The sequence below is a fragment of the Actinomycetota bacterium genome (genome assembly GCA_040757835.1).
In the GTDB taxonomy this organism is placed as follows: domain Bacteria; phylum Actinomycetota; class Geothermincolia; order Geothermincolales; family RBG-13-55-18; genus SURF-21.
In genome coordinates this window covers 1-17,303 of sequence record JBFLWJ010000019.1, presented here as the reverse complement: position 1 = coordinate 17,303, position 17,303 = coordinate 1, and the positions used below count along the sequence as shown (strand labels likewise).

Annotated in this window: 16 protein-coding genes; 12 read left to right on the top strand and 4 right to left on the bottom strand. The window is 65.0% G+C overall.

Going from position 1 to position 17,303, the window contains the following annotated elements; all coding sequences use genetic code 11:
• Window positions 1-54: 54 nt before the first annotated feature.
• Window positions 55-969, top strand: a complete 915-nt coding sequence (locus tag AB1384_13080) for a DMT family transporter (GenBank protein MEW6555205.1) — start codon at window positions 55-57, stop codon at window positions 967-969.
• On the opposite strand, the gene AB1384_13075 is transcribed toward AB1384_13080, so the two are convergent.
• Window positions 942-1,511, bottom strand: coding sequence for a hypothetical protein (locus AB1384_13075; GenBank protein MEW6555204.1), 570 nt, complete (start codon window positions 1,509-1,511; stop codon window positions 942-944). The two genes, AB1384_13080 and AB1384_13075, sit on opposite strands and share 28 nt — an antisense overlap.
• Window positions 1,512-1,661: 150 nt before the next feature.
• On the opposite strand from AB1384_13075, the gene AB1384_13070 reads away from it, so the two are divergent.
• Entirely contained in the window at window positions 1,662-2,369 is a 708-nt protein-coding gene (locus tag AB1384_13070) for a hypothetical protein (GenBank protein MEW6555203.1), read from the top strand.
• Window positions 2,370-2,498: 129 nt separating this feature from the next.
• Window positions 2,499-3,956, top strand: a complete 1,458-nt coding sequence (locus AB1384_13065) for an FAD-dependent oxidoreductase (protein MEW6555202.1) — start codon at window positions 2,499-2,501, stop codon at window positions 3,954-3,956.
• A gap of 114 nt (window positions 3,957-4,070) precedes the next feature.
• Here the strand turns inward: AB1384_13065 and AB1384_13060 are convergent, their stop codons facing one another.
• Complete coding sequence (locus tag AB1384_13060; GenBank protein ID MEW6555201.1) at window positions 4,071-5,135, bottom strand: DUF1786 family protein; 1,065 nt, start codon at window positions 5,133-5,135, stop codon at window positions 4,071-4,073.
• 359 nt (window positions 5,136-5,494) lie between these two features.
• Between AB1384_13060 and AB1384_13055 the strand changes: the two genes are divergently transcribed.
• Window positions 5,495-5,857 (top strand): prepilin-type N-terminal cleavage/methylation domain-containing protein, encoded by a 363-nt coding sequence (locus AB1384_13055; protein MEW6555200.1) that lies wholly within the window; start codon window positions 5,495-5,497, stop codon window positions 5,855-5,857.
• Window positions 5,858-6,183: 326 nt separating this feature from the next.
• Here AB1384_13055 and AB1384_13050 read toward each other — a convergent pair whose 3' ends face one another.
• Window positions 6,184-6,966, bottom strand: a complete 783-nt coding sequence (locus AB1384_13050; GenBank protein MEW6555199.1) for a prepilin peptidase — start codon at window positions 6,964-6,966, stop codon at window positions 6,184-6,186.
• 10 nt (window positions 6,967-6,976) lie between these two features.
• Window positions 6,977-7,498: a DUF2889 domain-containing protein gene (locus AB1384_13045; protein MEW6555198.1), complete on the bottom strand. Its 522-nt coding sequence runs from the start codon at window positions 7,496-7,498 to the stop codon at window positions 6,977-6,979.
• Window positions 7,499-7,734: 236 nt separating this feature from the next.
• Between AB1384_13045 and AB1384_13040 the strand changes: the two genes are divergently transcribed.
• The 8 genes from AB1384_13040 to fdhF all read left to right on the top strand — a co-directional run bounded on the left by AB1384_13040 (window position 7,735) and on the right by fdhF (window position 17,176).
• Window positions 7,735-7,869: a hypothetical protein gene (locus AB1384_13040; protein MEW6555197.1), complete on the top strand. Its 135-nt coding sequence runs from the start codon at window positions 7,735-7,737 to the stop codon at window positions 7,867-7,869.
• 311 nt (window positions 7,870-8,180) lie between these two features.
• Window positions 8,181-8,846 carry a DUF3786 domain-containing protein gene (locus AB1384_13035; protein MEW6555196.1) on the top strand — a complete coding sequence of 222 codons (666 nt, stop codon included), beginning with the start codon at window positions 8,181-8,183 and terminating at the stop codon, window positions 8,844-8,846.
• 320 nt (window positions 8,847-9,166) lie between these two features.
• A complete protein-coding gene (locus AB1384_13030; protein ID MEW6555195.1) occupies window positions 9,167-9,703 on the top strand; it encodes a 4Fe-4S dicluster domain-containing protein in 537 nt (178 codons plus the stop codon).
• Window positions 9,700-10,572 (top strand): CoB--CoM heterodisulfide reductase iron-sulfur subunit B family protein, encoded by an 873-nt coding sequence (locus AB1384_13025; GenBank protein ID MEW6555194.1) that lies wholly within the window; start codon window positions 9,700-9,702, stop codon window positions 10,570-10,572. Before AB1384_13030 ends, AB1384_13025 begins: the two co-directional genes overlap by 4 nt.
• A 10-nt stretch (window positions 10,573-10,582) precedes the next feature.
• The gene (locus AB1384_13020; GenBank protein MEW6555193.1) at window positions 10,583-13,840 is read left to right on the top strand and encodes a CoB--CoM heterodisulfide reductase iron-sulfur subunit A family protein; all 3,258 of its coding nucleotides are present in this window, start codon (window positions 10,583-10,585) and stop codon (window positions 13,838-13,840) included.
• An 18-nt stretch (window positions 13,841-13,858) separates the two neighbouring features.
• Window positions 13,859-14,311 carry a hydrogenase iron-sulfur subunit gene (locus tag AB1384_13015; protein MEW6555192.1) on the top strand — a complete coding sequence of 151 codons (453 nt, stop codon included), beginning with the start codon at window positions 13,859-13,861 and terminating at the stop codon, window positions 14,309-14,311.
• The gene (locus AB1384_13010; GenBank protein MEW6555191.1) at window positions 14,308-15,111 is read left to right on the top strand and encodes a 4Fe-4S binding protein; all 804 of its coding nucleotides are present in this window, start codon (window positions 14,308-14,310) and stop codon (window positions 15,109-15,111) included. The genes AB1384_13015 and AB1384_13010 overlap by 4 nt, the downstream gene beginning before the upstream one ends.
• A gap of 4 nt (window positions 15,112-15,115) precedes the next feature.
• Entirely contained in the window at window positions 15,116-17,176 is a 2,061-nt protein-coding gene (fdhF, locus tag AB1384_13005) for a formate dehydrogenase subunit alpha (GenBank protein ID MEW6555190.1), read from the top strand.
• Window positions 17,177-17,303 lie beyond the last annotated feature (127 nt).

The window sequence follows — 17,303 nt, the reverse complement described above, 5'->3', positions numbered from 1 at the left end:
CCACGTTCCGACCCTGCCTGGCGCGCGGACCGCGGCAGCGGAGTGGAGTCGCGCATGCGTGAGAAGTGGAGATACCACCTCTTCCTCTTCGCCGTGTGCTGGATATGGGGGCTGGCCTTTATCGCCATGAAGGTGCTCCTGGACGAGGTCTCCTTCATTACCCTGAACCTGGTCCGCTTCCTGCTCTCCTCGCTCTTCCTGCTGCCCCTCGTGGCCGCGGGCTGGCGGCGGCGGCCGCGACTCAGCGTGGGGGAGTGGACGCTGGTCTTTCTGGCCGGTATTGCCGCCGCCTACGGTTACCACCTGGCCATAACCTACGGTGAGACCATGGTGCCCGCGGGGACGGCCGGGCTGGTGGCAAACATCACCCCCGTCTTCGCGGCGGTGCTCTCCCGCCTCATCCTCTACGAGAGCCTGGGGGCCTGGAAGGCGGCCGGAATCGCCATGGCCCTGGGCGGGGTGGCGGTGATAGCGGTGTTCGGAGGCGAGGAACTGGGCGCGGGGCGGGTGCGGGGCGTGCTCTTCATCCTGCTGGCCGCCTTCTCCTGGGCCCTGTACACGGTGATCCTCAAGCCCCTGGCCCAGGAGCGCGGCGCCTTCTTCATCAGCGCCTACGCCATCTTCCTGGGCACCGCGGCTCTGCTACCGTTGGGGCTCACCGGTGGCGGCTTCGTGGCGGAGGTCAAGGTGCTCTCCGCCGCGGGCTGGGCGTGGATGCTCTTCCTCAGCCTGGGCTGCACGGTGCTGGGGTACTTCCTCTACGCCAAGGGGTTGGAGGGCCTCGGGGCTTCCCTTTCCGCCTTCTACATCTATCTCATCGCGCCCATCGCCCTCTTCTGGGGGTGGCTCATCCTCGGCGAGGCCCTGAACGCGGCGGTCCTGGCGGGGACGGCCATGATCCTGGCCGGCCTGGTCTCGGTGGGGTGGGAGGAGAGGAAGGCCTATTCCGGTCCGGGCTCCTCGCCGTAGAAGCCCTCCGCCTCCTTTATGGATATCTCTTGCGAGCTCTCGCGGTAGCGCGGGGGGAGGGACTGGTAGAAGCGGTGGCCTATCCAGAGCATGGCGTCCCTCGCGTCGTCGATCTCGCCCTTGATCACCGCCGGGACCCCGGCCACCATGCTGCGCGCCGGGACCCGCATGCCGCCCATGACCACGGCCCCCGAGGCCACGATGGAGCCCTCCTCGAGCACGGCGCCGTCGTTTATCACCGCGTTCATGCCCACCAGCACGTGGCCTTCGATGCGGCAACCGTGCAGCACCGCCCCGTGCCCCACGTGCGAGGAGGGGCCCAGGTAGGTGGTCTCCTCGGGGCGGGCGTGGATGACCGCGTTGTCCTGCAGGTTCGACCCCTCCATCATGATCACCTCGCCCCAGTCGCCGCGCATCACCGCGCCGGGACCCACGTAACAGCCGTCCCCGATATAGACCTTGCCGATGATCACCGCCGAGGGGTCCACGTAGGCGGTGGGGGAGATGCGGGGCCTGCGGCCCTCGAAGACGTATATGGGCATGGGTACCTCCTTATCCACTTCCCTGCAGGAGATTCTACACGATATGGAGAATGGACGCGCCTGATGGGAAATATAACTTTGGGCCGGAAACGGCATGATGCCTGCGGCCCTCGGGTGAGAAGATGACGGGAGATCGGCAAGGAGGTTGTTATGAGCGCAGGAAGGATAGTGCTGCTGGTATTCGGGGTCCTCTTCATCCTGGTGGCTCTTTCGGGTTTAGCGGCCGGAGGAGGCGTCATCTGGGCCAGCCAGTACCATAAGGACAGCGATGGTTTCCATACCACTGGCGCCATGGAGATCGAGAGCGTGACATATGCAGTGGTCTCCGACACCATCGAGATCGACAGGGGCGCCTCGGAGGCGTTGGACTGGCTGGGCATGGACAGGATAAAGGTGGAGGCGGAGAGCAACGAACCGGGCCAGCCCATCTTCGTCGGCGTCGCGGATGCGCGGGACGCGGACGTATATCTCTCCGGCGTGAAGCACGATGAGATCACGAGCCTCGAGGTCTTCAACTCCCGCTTCGACCTGGAGAGACAGCCGGGAAGCACCCAGCCGGAGGCCCCCGGCTCGCAGGGTTTCTGGCTGGAGTACTCCGAAGGCACCGGAGCCCAGGAGGTCGTGTTCGATCTCGAAGAGGGGGACTACACCATCGTGGCCATGAACCCCGATGCCTCGCAGGGCATAGACATGGAGGCGGTCTTCGGCATCAAGTCCTCGGGCATCATCGTCCTCGTCGGCGTGGTGTTTCTCGTCATCGCCCTGGTCTTTCTGGCCGGCGGCATTGTCATGGTGGTGTTCGGCGCCAGGAGCCCCCGCCCCAAGGCGCCCCCAGCCGTCCCGCAGCAGCGGCCCTGACGCCGAGGCGGTCCCCACATCTCCAGGAAGGGATATGGCCCCCGATGGGTCGTGGGGGAAGCTTTGGGCGGGGTAGTGCTAGAATAAACGGGTACCTGGGAGGGGCCCAGACGGCAAAGGAGGAACATCGTGCGAGCGCTGGTCATGGGAGGAGGTCTGGCGGGGCTTTCCGCGGCGGTCCACCTGGCGGACGAGGGCTTCGAGGTCACGCTCCTGGAGGTGGAGAAGGAGCTGGGGGGACGGGCAATGTCCTGGGTGGACGAGGACGGCGACACCGTGGACAATGCCCTGCACGTCTTCTTTCCCCATTACGTGAACATCCTGGGGTTTTTCGAGAAGGTGGGAGGCCCGGACGTCATCCGCTGGACGAACACCCTCACCTATATCGCGGAGGGCGGGGACGCGGCCCATTTCACCCCCTTCAACTTGCCCGCCCCCCTGCACGGCATGTCCATGGCCAGGTTCCAGCACATCACCCCCATGGACCTGCTGCGCTTCGGCCCCGCGGCCATGCGCGCCCTCTCCATGGGCGAGGCGGCCGTGGCCGCCTACGACCGCATGACCGTTGAGGACTTCCTGCACGGTTACGGCGTCTCCCAGCACCTCATCGACAACCTGCTGCGGGCCATGGTCAACGGGCTCACCTTCCTCGAGCCCTTCGAGGTGTCGGCGAAGGCGGCAGCCTACTGGATACGCAACATCACCACCGCCAAGGAGGCGGTGAAGGTGGGGTTCGCCCGCGGCGGGCTGGGCGAGATCTACGTGCGCAAGGCCGTCGACTACATAAAGGAGCGAGGCGGCAAGGTCATGAGCGGGGTCGGGGTGAAGTCCATCGGCATCAAGGACAAGGCGGTGCTCAATGTCACCCCCACCAGGGGGCGTAACATGCGCGCCGACGTCTACGTGTCCGCGCTCCCCTACGAGGTGCTGCGGCGCGTGCTGCCGGAGGAGCTCTTCCGCTACCAGTATTTCCGCAACCTGTGGCGTTTCGAGGAGGCGCCTTCCCTCTCGGCCATGGTCTGGTTCGACCGCAGGGTGCTGGAGCTCGCCAACATCGCCACGGGGATCGGCACAGTCTTCAACTGGTTCGCCGACCTCACCCAGGTGGTCCCCGAAGCCTACCCGCGGGAGGGATCGGTGCTGGAGCTGGTCATCACGCCGTGTGGTCACCTCAGGCCCCTGAGCGACGAGCGCGTCCTGGATATGGTGGTGGCGGACATCCGCAAGATCCTCCCCGGGGCGCGCGACGCGGAGGTGGTGAAGTCGCGCCTGGTGCGGGAGAGGCAGGGCATCTTCGCCCAACGCCCGCACATGGACCGCTACCGCCCCACCCAGAGGACCCCACTGGACAACCTCTACCTCTGCGGCGATTTCACCATGGCCGGCCACTCGGCGGGCATGGAGGGGGCGGTGGTCTCGGGCAAGATGGCGACCTCGGCCATCCTGCTGGACAAGATGGGGGTGGTGAAGGACTTCGTGGAGCACCCCCATTTCTCCAGCGGCCTCATCCCCTTCATCAAGTACGGCCAGCCGGCCCTGCTGGCTCTCCTGGGCGTGGGCCTCCTTAGAAAACGCCTCTCCAGGTAGTCTATGGGGTCAGGTCTTGGATTTTGGATAACCTGGTATCTATACGTTTTCTTGCGATATTTACAGTCGCTGAGATGCACGTTTGCGAGCAATACCATTTATTGGTATCTAAAATCAAAGACCTGACCCCAGGACGGCGCGGACGAGGCCCATGGGACCGGTCATCATCATGTCGCCCCCGGGCGAGGGGTAGTGGGTGTCCAGCCCCGTGCCCTCCAGCAGCTCGCGGTTTGGTCCGGTGACGGCGATGAGGTCGAGTTCCTCTATCTCCCGCGGCTCCGCGACGTAGAAGAGGCCGTGCCCCGACGCCATGTACTCGTCTGAGTCCCTGGCCTCGCCGCGGCAGAATGACGCCAGGTAGGATGCGAAGGCGGAGGGCTGCAGGCGCTTGGTGTGATGCTCTAAGACGGCGGCCACCTTGCCGCCGCGCATGAGGCAGGCCAGGGTGTGGCCGTTTCCGGCGTTGATGAGGAGCAGGTCGCCGCCCTCCTTCTTGGCGACCGTGGGGTCGGACAGGCAACCAGCCACCGCGGCGGGAGCGGTGTCCATGACCAGGATGGTAGAGCAGGAGAGCTGCTCGCGCAGGCGCGCCGCGGCGGAAGCCATGCGCGGAAAAGCGGCAGGCACCTCCCCGGCCAGGTAGGAGAGGGTGCGGGGATCGGGGTCTTCCTCCAGGCGGCGGCGCATATGGGCCAGGCGGGTTTTGCGGTTGCTCTCTCCCGTCGTGTATGCGCCGTGGTCCTGCACCGCCACCGCCACCGCGTCCAGGTGGTCCAGGTCTTCCCCTACCGCCTGCAGCAGCGAGCGCAGGGGCGCTAGGTCGAGCTCGTCGGCGGTGATGGCGGTGCCGCTGAACCCCGCGGGAGGTCCATCGACTACCTGCACCCCCATCGCTTCGACGTCGTCCAGGTTGTTGCGGAGCGAGTAGGCGGCGGCGGCGGTCATGAAGACGCGGTTCCCCGCCGCGAGGTGCGCTTTCACCGCTCGGGAGAACGACCCCCCGCCGACGGTGTGCCCGCCCACGAAGAGGTCCCCGACACCGAGCGCCTTCACCCGCGCCGCGAGCAGGGGGCTGGGGCTGGGAAGGACCATCTTCACGCAGTTCTCCAGCTGTTTTTCTGAGTCGTAGAGGAGGATGTCCTGGGTCCCCGCCCCGATATCTATAGCCAGTATCTTCAATTCTCCCGCCTTTGAGTCAAAGCCCCGGGTTAACGCCGCATCACGCTGCAATTATATGTGCAGCGCATCCGATAATGCCAGCTCAGTCCCCCGTGCTCCGTTCACCGCCGCTTTGCTACCGTTCACCCCCAGAAAGGCGCCGTTCACCCGGAAAAACCGATAAGCGGGACGAAAAAGACCGTTAATAGATTAGAGAGAATATGCCGTGAAGGCCGGTTAAGCATCCAGGAGATTGTGCCGAGAAAATAGCGAACAAAGGTTTTAGCAAGGCTGCAAGGAAGGGAGGTGGGAGCGAGGACTAGGTGTGATATTGAGGATTTGAGGATTGATGATCTTTACACGGGGAGGAGGTGAAAGAATTGGCTAAGAGAATACACAGGGAGGAAGGCTTCACCCTCATCGAGTTGATGATCGTTATTCTTATCATCGGTATCCTTGTTGGTATCGCGGTGCCAGTCTTCCTGGCCGCACGCGGAAGCGCCGACGAGAAGACCTGCATGGCCAACCGCAGGACGGTCGTATCCGCGTCGAACGTCTATTGCTCCGATGAGGACGGCGGAGATGGTTCTTACCCAACGGCACTCGCCGATCTGGCTGGTTACATCGACGAGGACACGGCCGACGACAGCTGGGTGTGCCCCGGTGGCGGGACCATCACCTGGAACTGGGCAGCCGCGACGCCGCCCGCTCCGACGTGTGACTACCCGCATCCCGATATTTAATAAGCGGGGCTGATGCATCGAAGCGAGCATCGAAGTGAAGTCTAAGAGCAAGGGAGAATCCTCTCCCTTGCTCTCTTTATGGTGTCAGTCACCCATGTCGCGCGGCCGCGACACCATCGAGGACGAAAATGCTGGTCGCTATTTTCAGGGCAGGCCCCCGTTGACTCATTCAAAACGTACTCGAAATGATTGTCCTTTTGGGTTCCACAAAAGACAGCTACCTCGACCAGGGGTTCGACGAATGCAAAATCCAATACCCCTGGACGTCTCCCCTTAGACAGCTACCTCGACCAGGGGTTCGACGGATGCAATGGGTACCTGACCCTTCATAAGAGGCCGGTGTAGGCGTCCCAGATAGCCTGGCCCCAGAAGATCGCGGCGATCGCTCCGGCCGCCAGGAACGGCCCGAAGGGGATGCGGGACTTGCGGCCCCGCTTGCCAGAGGCCATGAGCACAACGCCCACGATGGCCCCCAGGGCGATGCCGAGGAAGAAGCCCACCAGCTCCGCTCTCCAGCCCAGGATAGCGCCGGTGAAGGCGGCCAGCTTGGCATCGCCCATGCCGAAACCCTTCGGAAAGACCAGGGCGAAGAGGGCCCATGGGATGGAGACGACGGCGGCGCCGATGAGGCTGTCGGTGAAGATGTGATAGTCCCCCCGCACCAGGGCTACGGCACCCATGGCGGCCAGAGCGATGGGTATGGCGGGGTACATGACCTTGTTGGGGATGGTCTGGGTCTGGAGGTCGATGGCGGCCACGATGATGAGCACAGTCACCATGAATAGGTAGGGGAGCAGCTCCGCCGTCCACTGGTAGCCCACCTTGGCGAAGACGGCGAGGAAGAGCAGGCCGCTCAGGAGCTCCACCAGGGGATAGCGCCACGAGATGCGCTCGGAGCAGTGGCGGCAGCGGCCGCGCAGGATGACAAAGCCGAGCAGCGGGATGTTGTCGTACCAGGCGATGGTGTTGCCGCAGGTGGGGCAGAAGGAGCGCGGCGCCCACAGGGATTTGCCTTCCGGTATGCGGTAGATGGCAACGTTATCGAAGCTCCCCACCGCCAGCCCGAAGAGGAAGACCACCACGGAGTAATACACCTTGCCCAGCACCATGCCTCCGTTCCTACCCGTCCGCCTGCCGCGAGCGTTCCATCTCCGCGCGCAGTCCTTTCATCAGCGGCCCGTCCTCGCGCCAGGCGTAACAGCTGCCCATGATGCCCAGCTCTACCGCCTGCCGGCGCACCAGGCGGAGGGCTTCCTCGTCCCCTCCCATCCTGGACATGAGCACCGCCCCGCGCCCCTGCACGCTGGCGTGCCCCAGGTTGGTCACCAGCACCGCCAGGTGTGAGCAGCCCTCGGGCGAGCCGACGACGTCGCGCACCAGCTGGGTAAAGCCGGGGACGATCCTCTCTCCCACCAGGCGCTCCAAGGTGAGCAGACCGTGATGGCAGTCATCGCGCGGTATGTGCACCATCTCTCCCTGCAGGGAGTGGATGCGCGCGTCGGCCAGGCTCACCTCCGCCCTGACCACGATGACGTGCAGGGGCTCACCGAGGCGCGTATCCCGCAGGGTGCCGGTCATGGCCAGCATGCCCTCCGCACCCTCGTCGATATCGAAGCTTATCTCCCGCCTGAAGACTCCCAACTGCTCGCCCTCCCTTCCCGAGGCACAGCGGCCGGTTCATAAAATTCTATACGGCCTCACGCAGGCGATACTTGAGCGGCGGCCGCCACGGATGCGGGCCGGCCTGTCATCACTATATGAGATGATCGTATTGCGAGTTTGCTTGTTGACTACGTTAATAAGATTATAGTATTGAGAAGAAAAGTAAAAGATAATATAATATTGTTAGATTTCGGGACGACCGGGAGGAGAAGGACATGCAGATGCTGGAGCCGGACTTCTGGAAAGGTAGGGGAAGATACTCCAAGCAGGCCCTTTCCCGCAGGATAGTGGACGAGAAACCCATCCACCTGCCCGATATCCGCCCGGAGAAAGCAGCGGACGGGTCCTAGCGTAGAAGCGGCACCCATCGGGGCCGCGATCCTGGAGTGGGGATCCTGATATCCGCCGCTCCGCTGCCGTTCGCACCTTAGATCGACCCCTCCTCTATCCACCAAGCAGACCACAGCAGCACCATCCTCTGTGGCCAATACAGCCATCGCGTGCGGGCCGCTTTTGCCTACCGGGAGTCGATACCGCTAATATCGTAAGCGGGATGGAGCGCGGCACGAATTGGAATCAAGTGGAGTCCGCCTCGCGCAGAGGCGGGCAGCCGACGCGTGATCGAGGCCAACCCCTTCTTGCGGGGGACCCCGGGAGGATCATGGACAGAGGGGGCATGGACGAGCGCCGCAGGCAGACCCTGGAGCGGGCCTGGGACGAGATCTCGGGTTTGGACCTGGTGCGCCAGGCGGAACTGGGAGGATTTACCTGCCATGTGCGCGCGAACGGCGGGTGCCTGCTGAGGCTGCCCTCATTCGGTGGCCGGATAGATATCCGCATGCCGGAGGGTGAGATGGAGGTGCCGCCGCATACGGATAGCCTCTCCCTGCGTGTGCTTGCCCTGCGTTACGTCAAGCTCTCGTGCGGCGTCCCCACGAGCGGGGAATGGATCGCCTACCGCGACCTTCCCGGGGGACGCTTCTACGCCGCAACCCTGGTCCCCACGGTTGAGCAGCCCCTGGCCCGAATCTTCGGCAGCCGCCGGGAATCCCTGGAAAAGGCTGCCAGCTCGCTGGGGGGGACCTGTGCGGACTACGGCGACGAGGCCTTCGTCTTCCATGCCTTTCCCCGCGTGCCCCTCCTGCTGGTCCTGCACTGGGGCGATGAGGAGTTCCCGCCCGACTGCAGGGTGCTCTTCGACCGCTGCTGTTCCAGCTACCTCAACACCGACGACCTCAAGGTGCTCGCCACCCAGCTCGCCGCCTGTCTCATGAAGGCCGCGGGGGAGGAGGCTGACACCGAAAATCTCCTCTGGATGGTGGAGTGAGAAAAGGGTAGAATGATAGAGGATTAGGTTAATAGATATTAACCAGTACCAATAAGTCAATAAAGCTTGCATATTATAAGGCGACCTGAGGCCAGAGGAGGGAGAAAGACCCGGGGCCGGCTGGTGGCGCCGATGGCCGAGGGTGAGGGAGGAGCGGATCCGGCGGGTATGAGCGCTGCCTCGGAGAGCAGGCCTGCGTTTTCCTCTGTTGTGCCGCGGCTGCGCGACACGAGGGACTGATCTAGAACAGTGCCATATACCCCCGGGGGTTTATAAGATAGGACGAGTTATCGCGCCTCGTTTACGTGGGAGGGAATGAGATGATCAACGCCTTGAGCCCGACCCTGGAGAGGGAGGTCGAGGAGCGCAGCGGAGAGAAACCACGCCTCTGCTACCAGTGCGGGAAATGCAGCACCGGGTGCCTCTTCAACTTCGCCATGGACATCCTGCCCCACCAGGTGATGAAGCTGGTGCAGTACGGCCAGAAGGAACGCCTGCTCTCCAGCCACACCATCTGGGTCTGCGCCGCCTGCGAGACCTGCACCGCGCGCTGCCCCAACGACATCGATGTGGCCGGGGTAATGGACACCCTGCGCGCCATGGCCCTGGACGAGGGCGTAAAGCCGGCCGAGCGCAACATCCCCCTCTTCCACCAGTGCTTCCTGGGAAATATCCAGGCCACCGGCCGCATCAGCGAGCCCATCCTCATGGGCGCTTACAAGACCTTCTCCGGCGACCTGGTGAGCGATATCGGGCTTGCGGTGAAGATGCTCGCCAAGGGGAAGATCAAGCTCATCCCCAGCCTGGTGAAGGACCGCAGAGAGATAAGGCGCATCTTCAGGGAGTCGCGATCATGAAGACCTACAGCTATTACCCCGGATGCTCGCAACTCTCCTCGGCTGAGGAGTACGGCGTGTCGGCCTACGAGGTCTCCGAGGCCCTGGGCTTCCGCCTGGAGACCCTGGAGGACTGGAACTGCTGCGGGGCCTCGTCAGCCCACATGACCAACCACCTGCTCGCGGTCTCCCTGCCCGGGCGCGACCTGGCCAAGGCCAGGGAGAAGGGGGGCGACCTGGTGGTGGTCTGCGCCGCCTGTTACCACAACCTGAAGAAGGCGCAGGACGACATATTGAACGACGAGAAGCTGGCCCGCCGTGTGGAGGGCATCGTGGGGGCGGACCCCCGCTTCCGCGGGCGCATCGTCCACCTCCTGGACGTCATCGCCGAGGAGGTGGGAATGGAGGACCTCAAGGAGAGGGTGCGCCGCCCCCTGGAGGGCCTCAGGCCGGTATCCTACTACGGCTGCCTCATGGTGCGCCCCCGCGGCATGATAGCCAATGACGACCCCGACAACCCCCGCCTCATGGACGGACTCATGACATCCCTGGGCGCGGAGGTGAAGAACTGGTCCTACAAGACCGACTGCTGCGGCGGCAGCCTCTCCCTCACCCGCACCGACATCGTGGTGACCCTGGTCAACCGCCTCTTCGAGGCGGCGGAGGAGGCCGGCGCCAACTGCATCGTGGTAGCCTGTCCCATGTGCCTGGCCAACCTGGAGATGCGCCAGAGAGAGGGCAGGCTCGCCTTTAAGTTGGAGCACGACCTGCCGGTGTTCTTCTTCACCGAGATGCTGGGTCTGGCCCTGGGGGTCCCCGGCGCGGAGGAGTGGTTTGACCGGCACCTCATCGATCCCCACCCGCTCCTCTACGGCGCGGGCCTGGCCTAGGAGGTCGCGCATGGCTGAGAGGAAGAGCAACCCCAACCAGGACGGCGTAGAGGGGAAGGCAGCGAAGAAAAAGGCGGCCCCGGCCAAGGATGCGTCCCTACCGGAGAAGGAGATCCCTCCGAAGAAAGCTCCGCGGGCGAAGAAGACCGCGGCTGGCGGGGGGACCAGAAAGAAAGATACGGCCATCACAAAGACGGGTGCCGACAAAGATAAGAGAGATACCGCCGTCAAGAAAAAGGATGGCCGGCCGGTCGGGGCGGTCATGGTCGTGGGCGGCGGCGTGGGCGGCATCCAGGCCTCCCTGGAGCTGGCCAACCTGGGCTACAAGGTCTACCTCACCGACTCCAGCCCCTCGGTGGGCGGGGTCATGGGCATGCTGGACAAGACCTTTCCCACCAACGAGTGCTCCATGTGCATCCTCTCGCCCAAGATGGTGGAGGTGGCCTCCAACCAGAACATCGAGGTCATCACCCTGGCCGACGTGCTCTCCGTGGAGGGGGAGCCGGGCGACCTGCGGGTGCGGCTGCGCATCCGTCCGCGCTACGTGGACACGGACAAGTGCACCGGCTGCGGCGACTGCACCGCCAAGTGCCCGGTGAAGATACCCGACCCCTACAACGCCGGCCTTTCCACCACGCGCTGCATCCGCGTGCCCTTTCCCCAGGCGGTGCCGGGGGCGGCGGTCATCGACCCCGAGGTGTGCCGCTGGCTCACCCGGGAGAAGTGCGGCAACTGCGTCAAGGTGTGCCAGGCGGGCGCCATCGACTTCGAGCAGGTGGAGAGGGAAGAGGTCATCGCGGTGGGCATGGTCATCGCCGCCCCCGGCTACAAGCCCTTCGACGCCGCGCTCAAGACCGAGTACGGCTACGGCGTGCACTCCAACGTGGTGACCTCCCTGGAGTTCGAGCGCATCCTGGGCGCCAACGGACCCACCCAGGGCCACGTGGTACGCCCCTCCGACGGCGAGGAGGTGAAGAAACTCGCCTTCGTGCAGTGCGTGGGCTCGCGCGACACCACCGTGAAGAGCGGCTACTGCTCCAGCGTATGCTGTATGTACGCCACCAAGCAGGCCCTCATCGCCAAGGAGCACCTGCGCTCCATCGAGCCCACCATCTTCTTCATCGACATGCGCGCCTACGGCAAGGACTTCGAGAAATATTACACCGCGGCGGAATCGCGCCACGGCGTGCGCTACGTGCGCGGACTCATCTCCGGCATCCGCGAGAAGCAGCGAACTAAGAACCTGCTTCTGCGCTACGCGGACGAGAAGGGCTGCACCCAGGAGGAGGAGTTCGACCTGGTGGTGCTGTCCATCGGGCTGCAGGCCCCCTGCGGACTCAAGGAAGGGCTGGGGCTGGACGTGAACGGCTACGGTTTCGCGACTGCCGACCCATTCCTGCCCGTGCTGTCGTCGCGGCCGGGGATCCTGGTCTGCGGCGCGGCCCAGGAGCCCAAGGACATACCGGACACGGTGGTGCAGGCCACGGCGGCCGCGGGCATCGCCTCGCAGGCGCTGCATGGGGGCCGCAACACCCTGCTCACCTCGAGTGAGCACCCGACCGAGAAAGACGTGGCCGGCGAGGAGCCCCGCGTGGGCGCCATCATCTGCCGCTGCGGCTCGAACATCGGCGGCTTCCTGGACGTGCCCGAGGTGGTTGAATACGCAAAACAGCTCCCCGGGGTGGTCTTCGCGGAGGAGCGCCTCTACGCCTGCTCCCAGGACGCCCAGGAGTGGATACGCCAGGTGGTGGAGGAGAACGGCCTCAACCGCCTGGTGGTGGCGTCCTGCACCCCCCGCACTCACCAGCCGCTCTTCCGCGAGACCCTTCAGTCGGCGGGGGTGAACAAGTACCTCTTCGAGATGGCCAACATCCGCGAGCACTGCTCCTGGGTGCACATGCAGGAGCCCGAGAACGCCACGCGCAAGGCGCAGTACCTGGTGAAGATGGCGGTGGAGAAGGCGCGGCGCCTGGAGCCCCTGGCCGAGGGCGAGAGCCCGGTAATCCCGCGTGGCCTGGTCATCGGGGGTGGCGTGGCGGGCATGAACGCGGCGCTCAACCTGGCCCGCTCCGGCTTCCCGGTGTGGCTGGTTGAGAAGGAGGGCGAGCTGGGGGGCCTGGCGCGCAACATCCACTTCGACTACAAGGGCGGGGACGTGCGGGCTTACCTGGAGCAGCTGATAAGAGACGTTGAGGCCGAGGAGCTGATCACCGTGCTAACCGGCCACGAGGTCGTGGACGTGGGCGGTTTCGTGGGGCAGTTCAAGACCCTGGTGCGAGACGGCGAAGGACGGGAGGCCCTGCTGGAGCACGGCACGGTCATCCTGGCCACCGGCGGCGGGCAGTACCAGCCCACCGAATACATCTACGGTGAAGACGCACGCGTGCTCACCCAGTGGGAACTGGAGCGCCGCATCGCCGAGAAGGACCCCACCCTGGCTGAGCTGAAGCGCGTGGTCATGGTCCAGTGCGTGGGCTCCCGCGAGGAGGAGCGGCCGTACTGCTCCAAGGTCTGCTGCACCGAGGCGGTGAAAAACGCCCTGGCCTTGAAGGAGCTTAACCCGCGGGCGGAGATCTTCGTGCTCTACCGCGATATCCGCACCTACGGTTTCCGCGAGGACGTCTACCGCGAGGCGCGCGAGGCGGGCGTCACCTTCCTGCGCTTCGACGACGATGTGCGCCCCGACGTGCGCGACGTCTCCGGCACCCTGCAGGTGAGGGTGGCCGACGCTAACCTGGGCGGGGAGACGGTGGTGCTCAACACCGACCTGGTGGCGCTCTCCGTGGGCGTCACCGCCAACCCGGACAACGCGGTGCTGGCCCCCATGCTCAAGGTGCCGCGCAACGCCGAGGGCTTCTTCCTGGAAGCGCACATGAAGCTGCGTCCCGTGGACTTCGCCACCGACGGCGTGTTCGTGTGCGGCCTGGCCCACGCCCCCAAGTCCATCGAGGAGTCGGTCTCCCAGGCGGCGGCCGCGGCGGCGCGCGCCGAGTCCATCCTGTGCAAGGACAGGATCGTAACCGAGGGCGTGGTGGCGGTGGTGGACGCGGACAGGTGCTCGGGGTGCGGGATCTGCGTGCAGCTCTGCCCCTTCGAAGCGGTCACATACGACGAGGAGAGGAAGGTGGCGGCGGTGAATTCCTCCCTTTGCAAGGGCTGCGGCACCTGCACCGCCGCATGCACGGCGGGGGCCAGCCGACTGCAGGGTTTCCGTTCCGACCAGATACTCGAGCAGATCGAGGCGGCGGCGTCCGCCTGGCGGGACTGAGGCGGGGAGGTGTGAAGCATGGCTGAAGACGTGAAGAAAAGCGGCGATGAGGAAGTGCGAATCCTGGCCTTCCTCTGCAACTGGTGCTCCTACGCCGGGGCGGACCTGGCGGGGGTGTCGCGCTTCCAGTACCCGGCCAACGTCCTGGACGTTAGGGTGATGTGCACCGGCACCATCTCGCCCTATTTCGTCATCAAGGCCTTTCAGGAGGGCATGGACGGCGTGCTCATCGCCGGGTGCCACATCGGCGACTGCCACTACCTCAAGGGCAACTACATGACCGCCAAGCGCTTCGGGGTTCTGCGCGACGCCCTCAAGTTCCTGGGCCTGGAGGAGGGGCGGCTGCGCCTGGAGTGGGTGTCGGCGGCGGAGGGCGAGAAGTACGCAGGCGTCATCCGCTCATTCACCGAGGAGGTCAAGGCCCTGGGGCCCTCGCCCCTGCGCAAGGCCAAGGCGGGGGTGGGAGCATGAGCGACCTCAAGGCCATCGTCAAAGAGAAGGTGGGAAAGGACGCGGACGCCTTTCTCTGCCTGAAGAACGAGGAGGGGACGGTGCTGCCGGTGCTCATCACCGACACCGACTCACCCGACCTGGAGCTGGTGGAGGTGGGGGACTCACGTTACCCCCTGGGAAAGATCCTCATCGACCTGCAGCGGGAGTACCCGGACAGGAGGTTCGCGGTGCTGGTGCGGGGCTGCGACGAGCGGGCCCTCATCGAGCTGTCCAAGCTGGAGCAGGTGGACCTGGAGCGCCTGGTCATGGTCGGGGTGGCCTGCAGCGCCGAGGAGGCCGAGAGGTGCGGTTGCCCGCGCCCCTATCCCGGGGAGATAGCCCTGGGGGACAAGGTGGAGGCGGCGCCGGGGCGCAAGGTCATCGACGAGGTGGAGTCCCTGGCGGACGCGGAGAGGATGCGGTGGTGGAGAGAGCAGTTCTCGCGCTGTATCAAGTGCTACGGCTGCCGCAATATCTGCCCCATGTGCTTCTGCAAGGACTGCGCCCTGGAGGACCCCCACCTGGTGGAGCCGGGGGTCATCCCGCCGGAGTTCCCGTCTTTCCATATCATACGGGCGCTGGACATGACCGGCAGGTGCATCGACTGCGGCCTGTGCGAGGAGGCCTGCCCCGCGGACATCCCCCTGCGCAGCCTCTATCGCAAGATGCAGGACATCATGGAGGACAAGCTGGAATACCGGGCCGGGGAGAGCGCCGGCGACAGGAACCCCCTGAGTTTTCTGGGCACGGAACAAGATATCGAGAAGCTGGAGGAGTAGCGGCATGGGCGATAACGATAAGCGACTTGACTGGCGGCTCGTCCCCTCGACCTGCGTGTATTGCGGCACGGGCTGTGGCGTGCTGCTCGAGGTCACTGGGGACCGCCTAACCGGCACCCTGCCCCAGAAGGACCACCCCGTCTCCCGGGGCGCCCTGTGCATCAAGGGCTGGTCGGTGCACGAGTTCGTGCACTCGGAGCGGCGCCTCACCGTGCCCATGGTGCGCAACCAGGACGGCGTGCTGGTGGAAACGGACTGGGACACCGCCCTGGCGGCGGTGGCGGACGGCCTGAAGGCGGCGAAGGACAAGGGAGGTCCCGACGCCGTGGGCTTCTTCGCCTCGGCCCGCTGCACCAACGAGGAGAACTACCTGCTGCAGAAACTGGCCCGCGCGGTGGTCGGCACCAACAACGTAGACCACTGCGCCCGGTTATGACACAGCCCCACCGTCGCCGGTCTGGCGACAGCTTTCGGGAGCGGGGCCATGACCAACTCCATCGCCGAGCTGGAGGACGCGGAGGTGATCCTCATCGTCGGCTCCAACACCACCGAGCAGCACCCCATCATCGGCGAAAGGATCCTGGCGGCGGCGCGCAAGGGCGCCAAGCTCATCGTCATCGACCCGCGCGCCATCCACCTCTCGGGCTTCGCCGAGGTCTTCCTGCGGCCGCGCCCGGGCAGCGAGGCGGCCTACCTCAACGGCCTGGCCAACGTGATCATCTCCGAGGGCCTGGAGGACAGGGATTTCATCGCTGCGCGCACCGAGGGATTCGAGGAGATGAAGAAGGCGGTGGCGGAGTTCACCCCCCAGAAAGTGGAGGAGATAAGCGGCATACCGGCGGAGGACCTGGTGGCGGCGGCGCGCATCTATGCCGGGGCGGAACGAGCCTCCATCGTCTACTGCATGGGCATCACCCAGCACTCCACCGGCACCGACAACGTGCTCACCCTGGCCAACCTGGCCCTGCTCACCGGGAACATCGGCAAGCCCGGGACGGGGGTCAACCCCCTGCGCGGGCAGAACAACGTGCAGGGCGCCTGCGACATGGGAGGCCTGCCCAACGTCTACACCGGCTACCAGCGGGTGGACTCGGAGGACGCCGCGAGTAAGTTCGAGGCGGCCTGGGGGGTGGAGGGGCTGTCACGTCAGCCCGGTCTCACCATCACCGAGATGACGGGCAAGGCGGCCCATGGCGAGCTGCACGCCCTCTTCATCATGGGGGAGAACCCCATGGTCTCGGACCCGGATATTAACCACGTGCGCGAGGCCCTGGGCAAGCTGGACTTCCTGGTGCTGGCGGACATCATGGAGAACGAAACCATGGAGTTCGCCCACGTGGTGCTGCCCGCTGCCTCCTTCGCCGAGAAGGACGGTACCATCTCCAACACCGAGCGAAGGGTGCAGAGGATACGCAAGGCCGTGGAGCCGGTGGGGGACTCCCGGGCGGACTGGGAGATAGTGTGCGGGATAGCGCGGGCCATGGGAGCTTCGGGTTTCGATTTCGCTTCTCCCGAAGAGGTCTTCGAGGAGATCAGGAAGGTCACCCCCCCTTACGCCGGCATCACCTACCAGCGCCTGGGCACGCACGGGTTGCAGTGGCCGGTGCCGTCTGAGGACCATCCCGGCACGCCCATACTGCATACCGAGAGCTTCCCCATCGGTAAAGGCAGGCTTAGCGCGGTGCAGTTCCGCGAGCCGGCCGAGATGCCGGACGCGGACTACCCGATGGTGCTCACCACCGGGAGGCTGCTCTTCCATTATCATACCGGGACCATGACCCGGCGCTCGCCTTCCCTGGTGCAGGAGATCGACCGCGCTTTTGTGGAGGTCAACCCGGTGGATGCGTCTGAGCTGGGGATAAGGGAGGGCGACCGCGTGAAGGTGTCCTCGCGCCGCGGCAGCGTGGAAGTGGACGCGAAGGTGACCGACAAGGTGGGCAAGGGCGTCATCTTCATGCCCTTCCACTTCGCCGAAGCGGCGGCCAACCTGCTTACCAACAGTGCCCTCGACCCCGTCTCCAAGATCCCGGAGCTCAAGGTCTGCGCCGCCCGCCTGGAGAAATAAAAGGGGTCACCTTTAAAGACCCAAGTCAAGGGTAAGCCTCTCCATGCCCCTTTCGGAAGGGGTTGCTGAAAACTATTAGCTTGGGAGGACGCCTCCGAACGGGCACCTTGCCCCTTTCGCCTTAGCG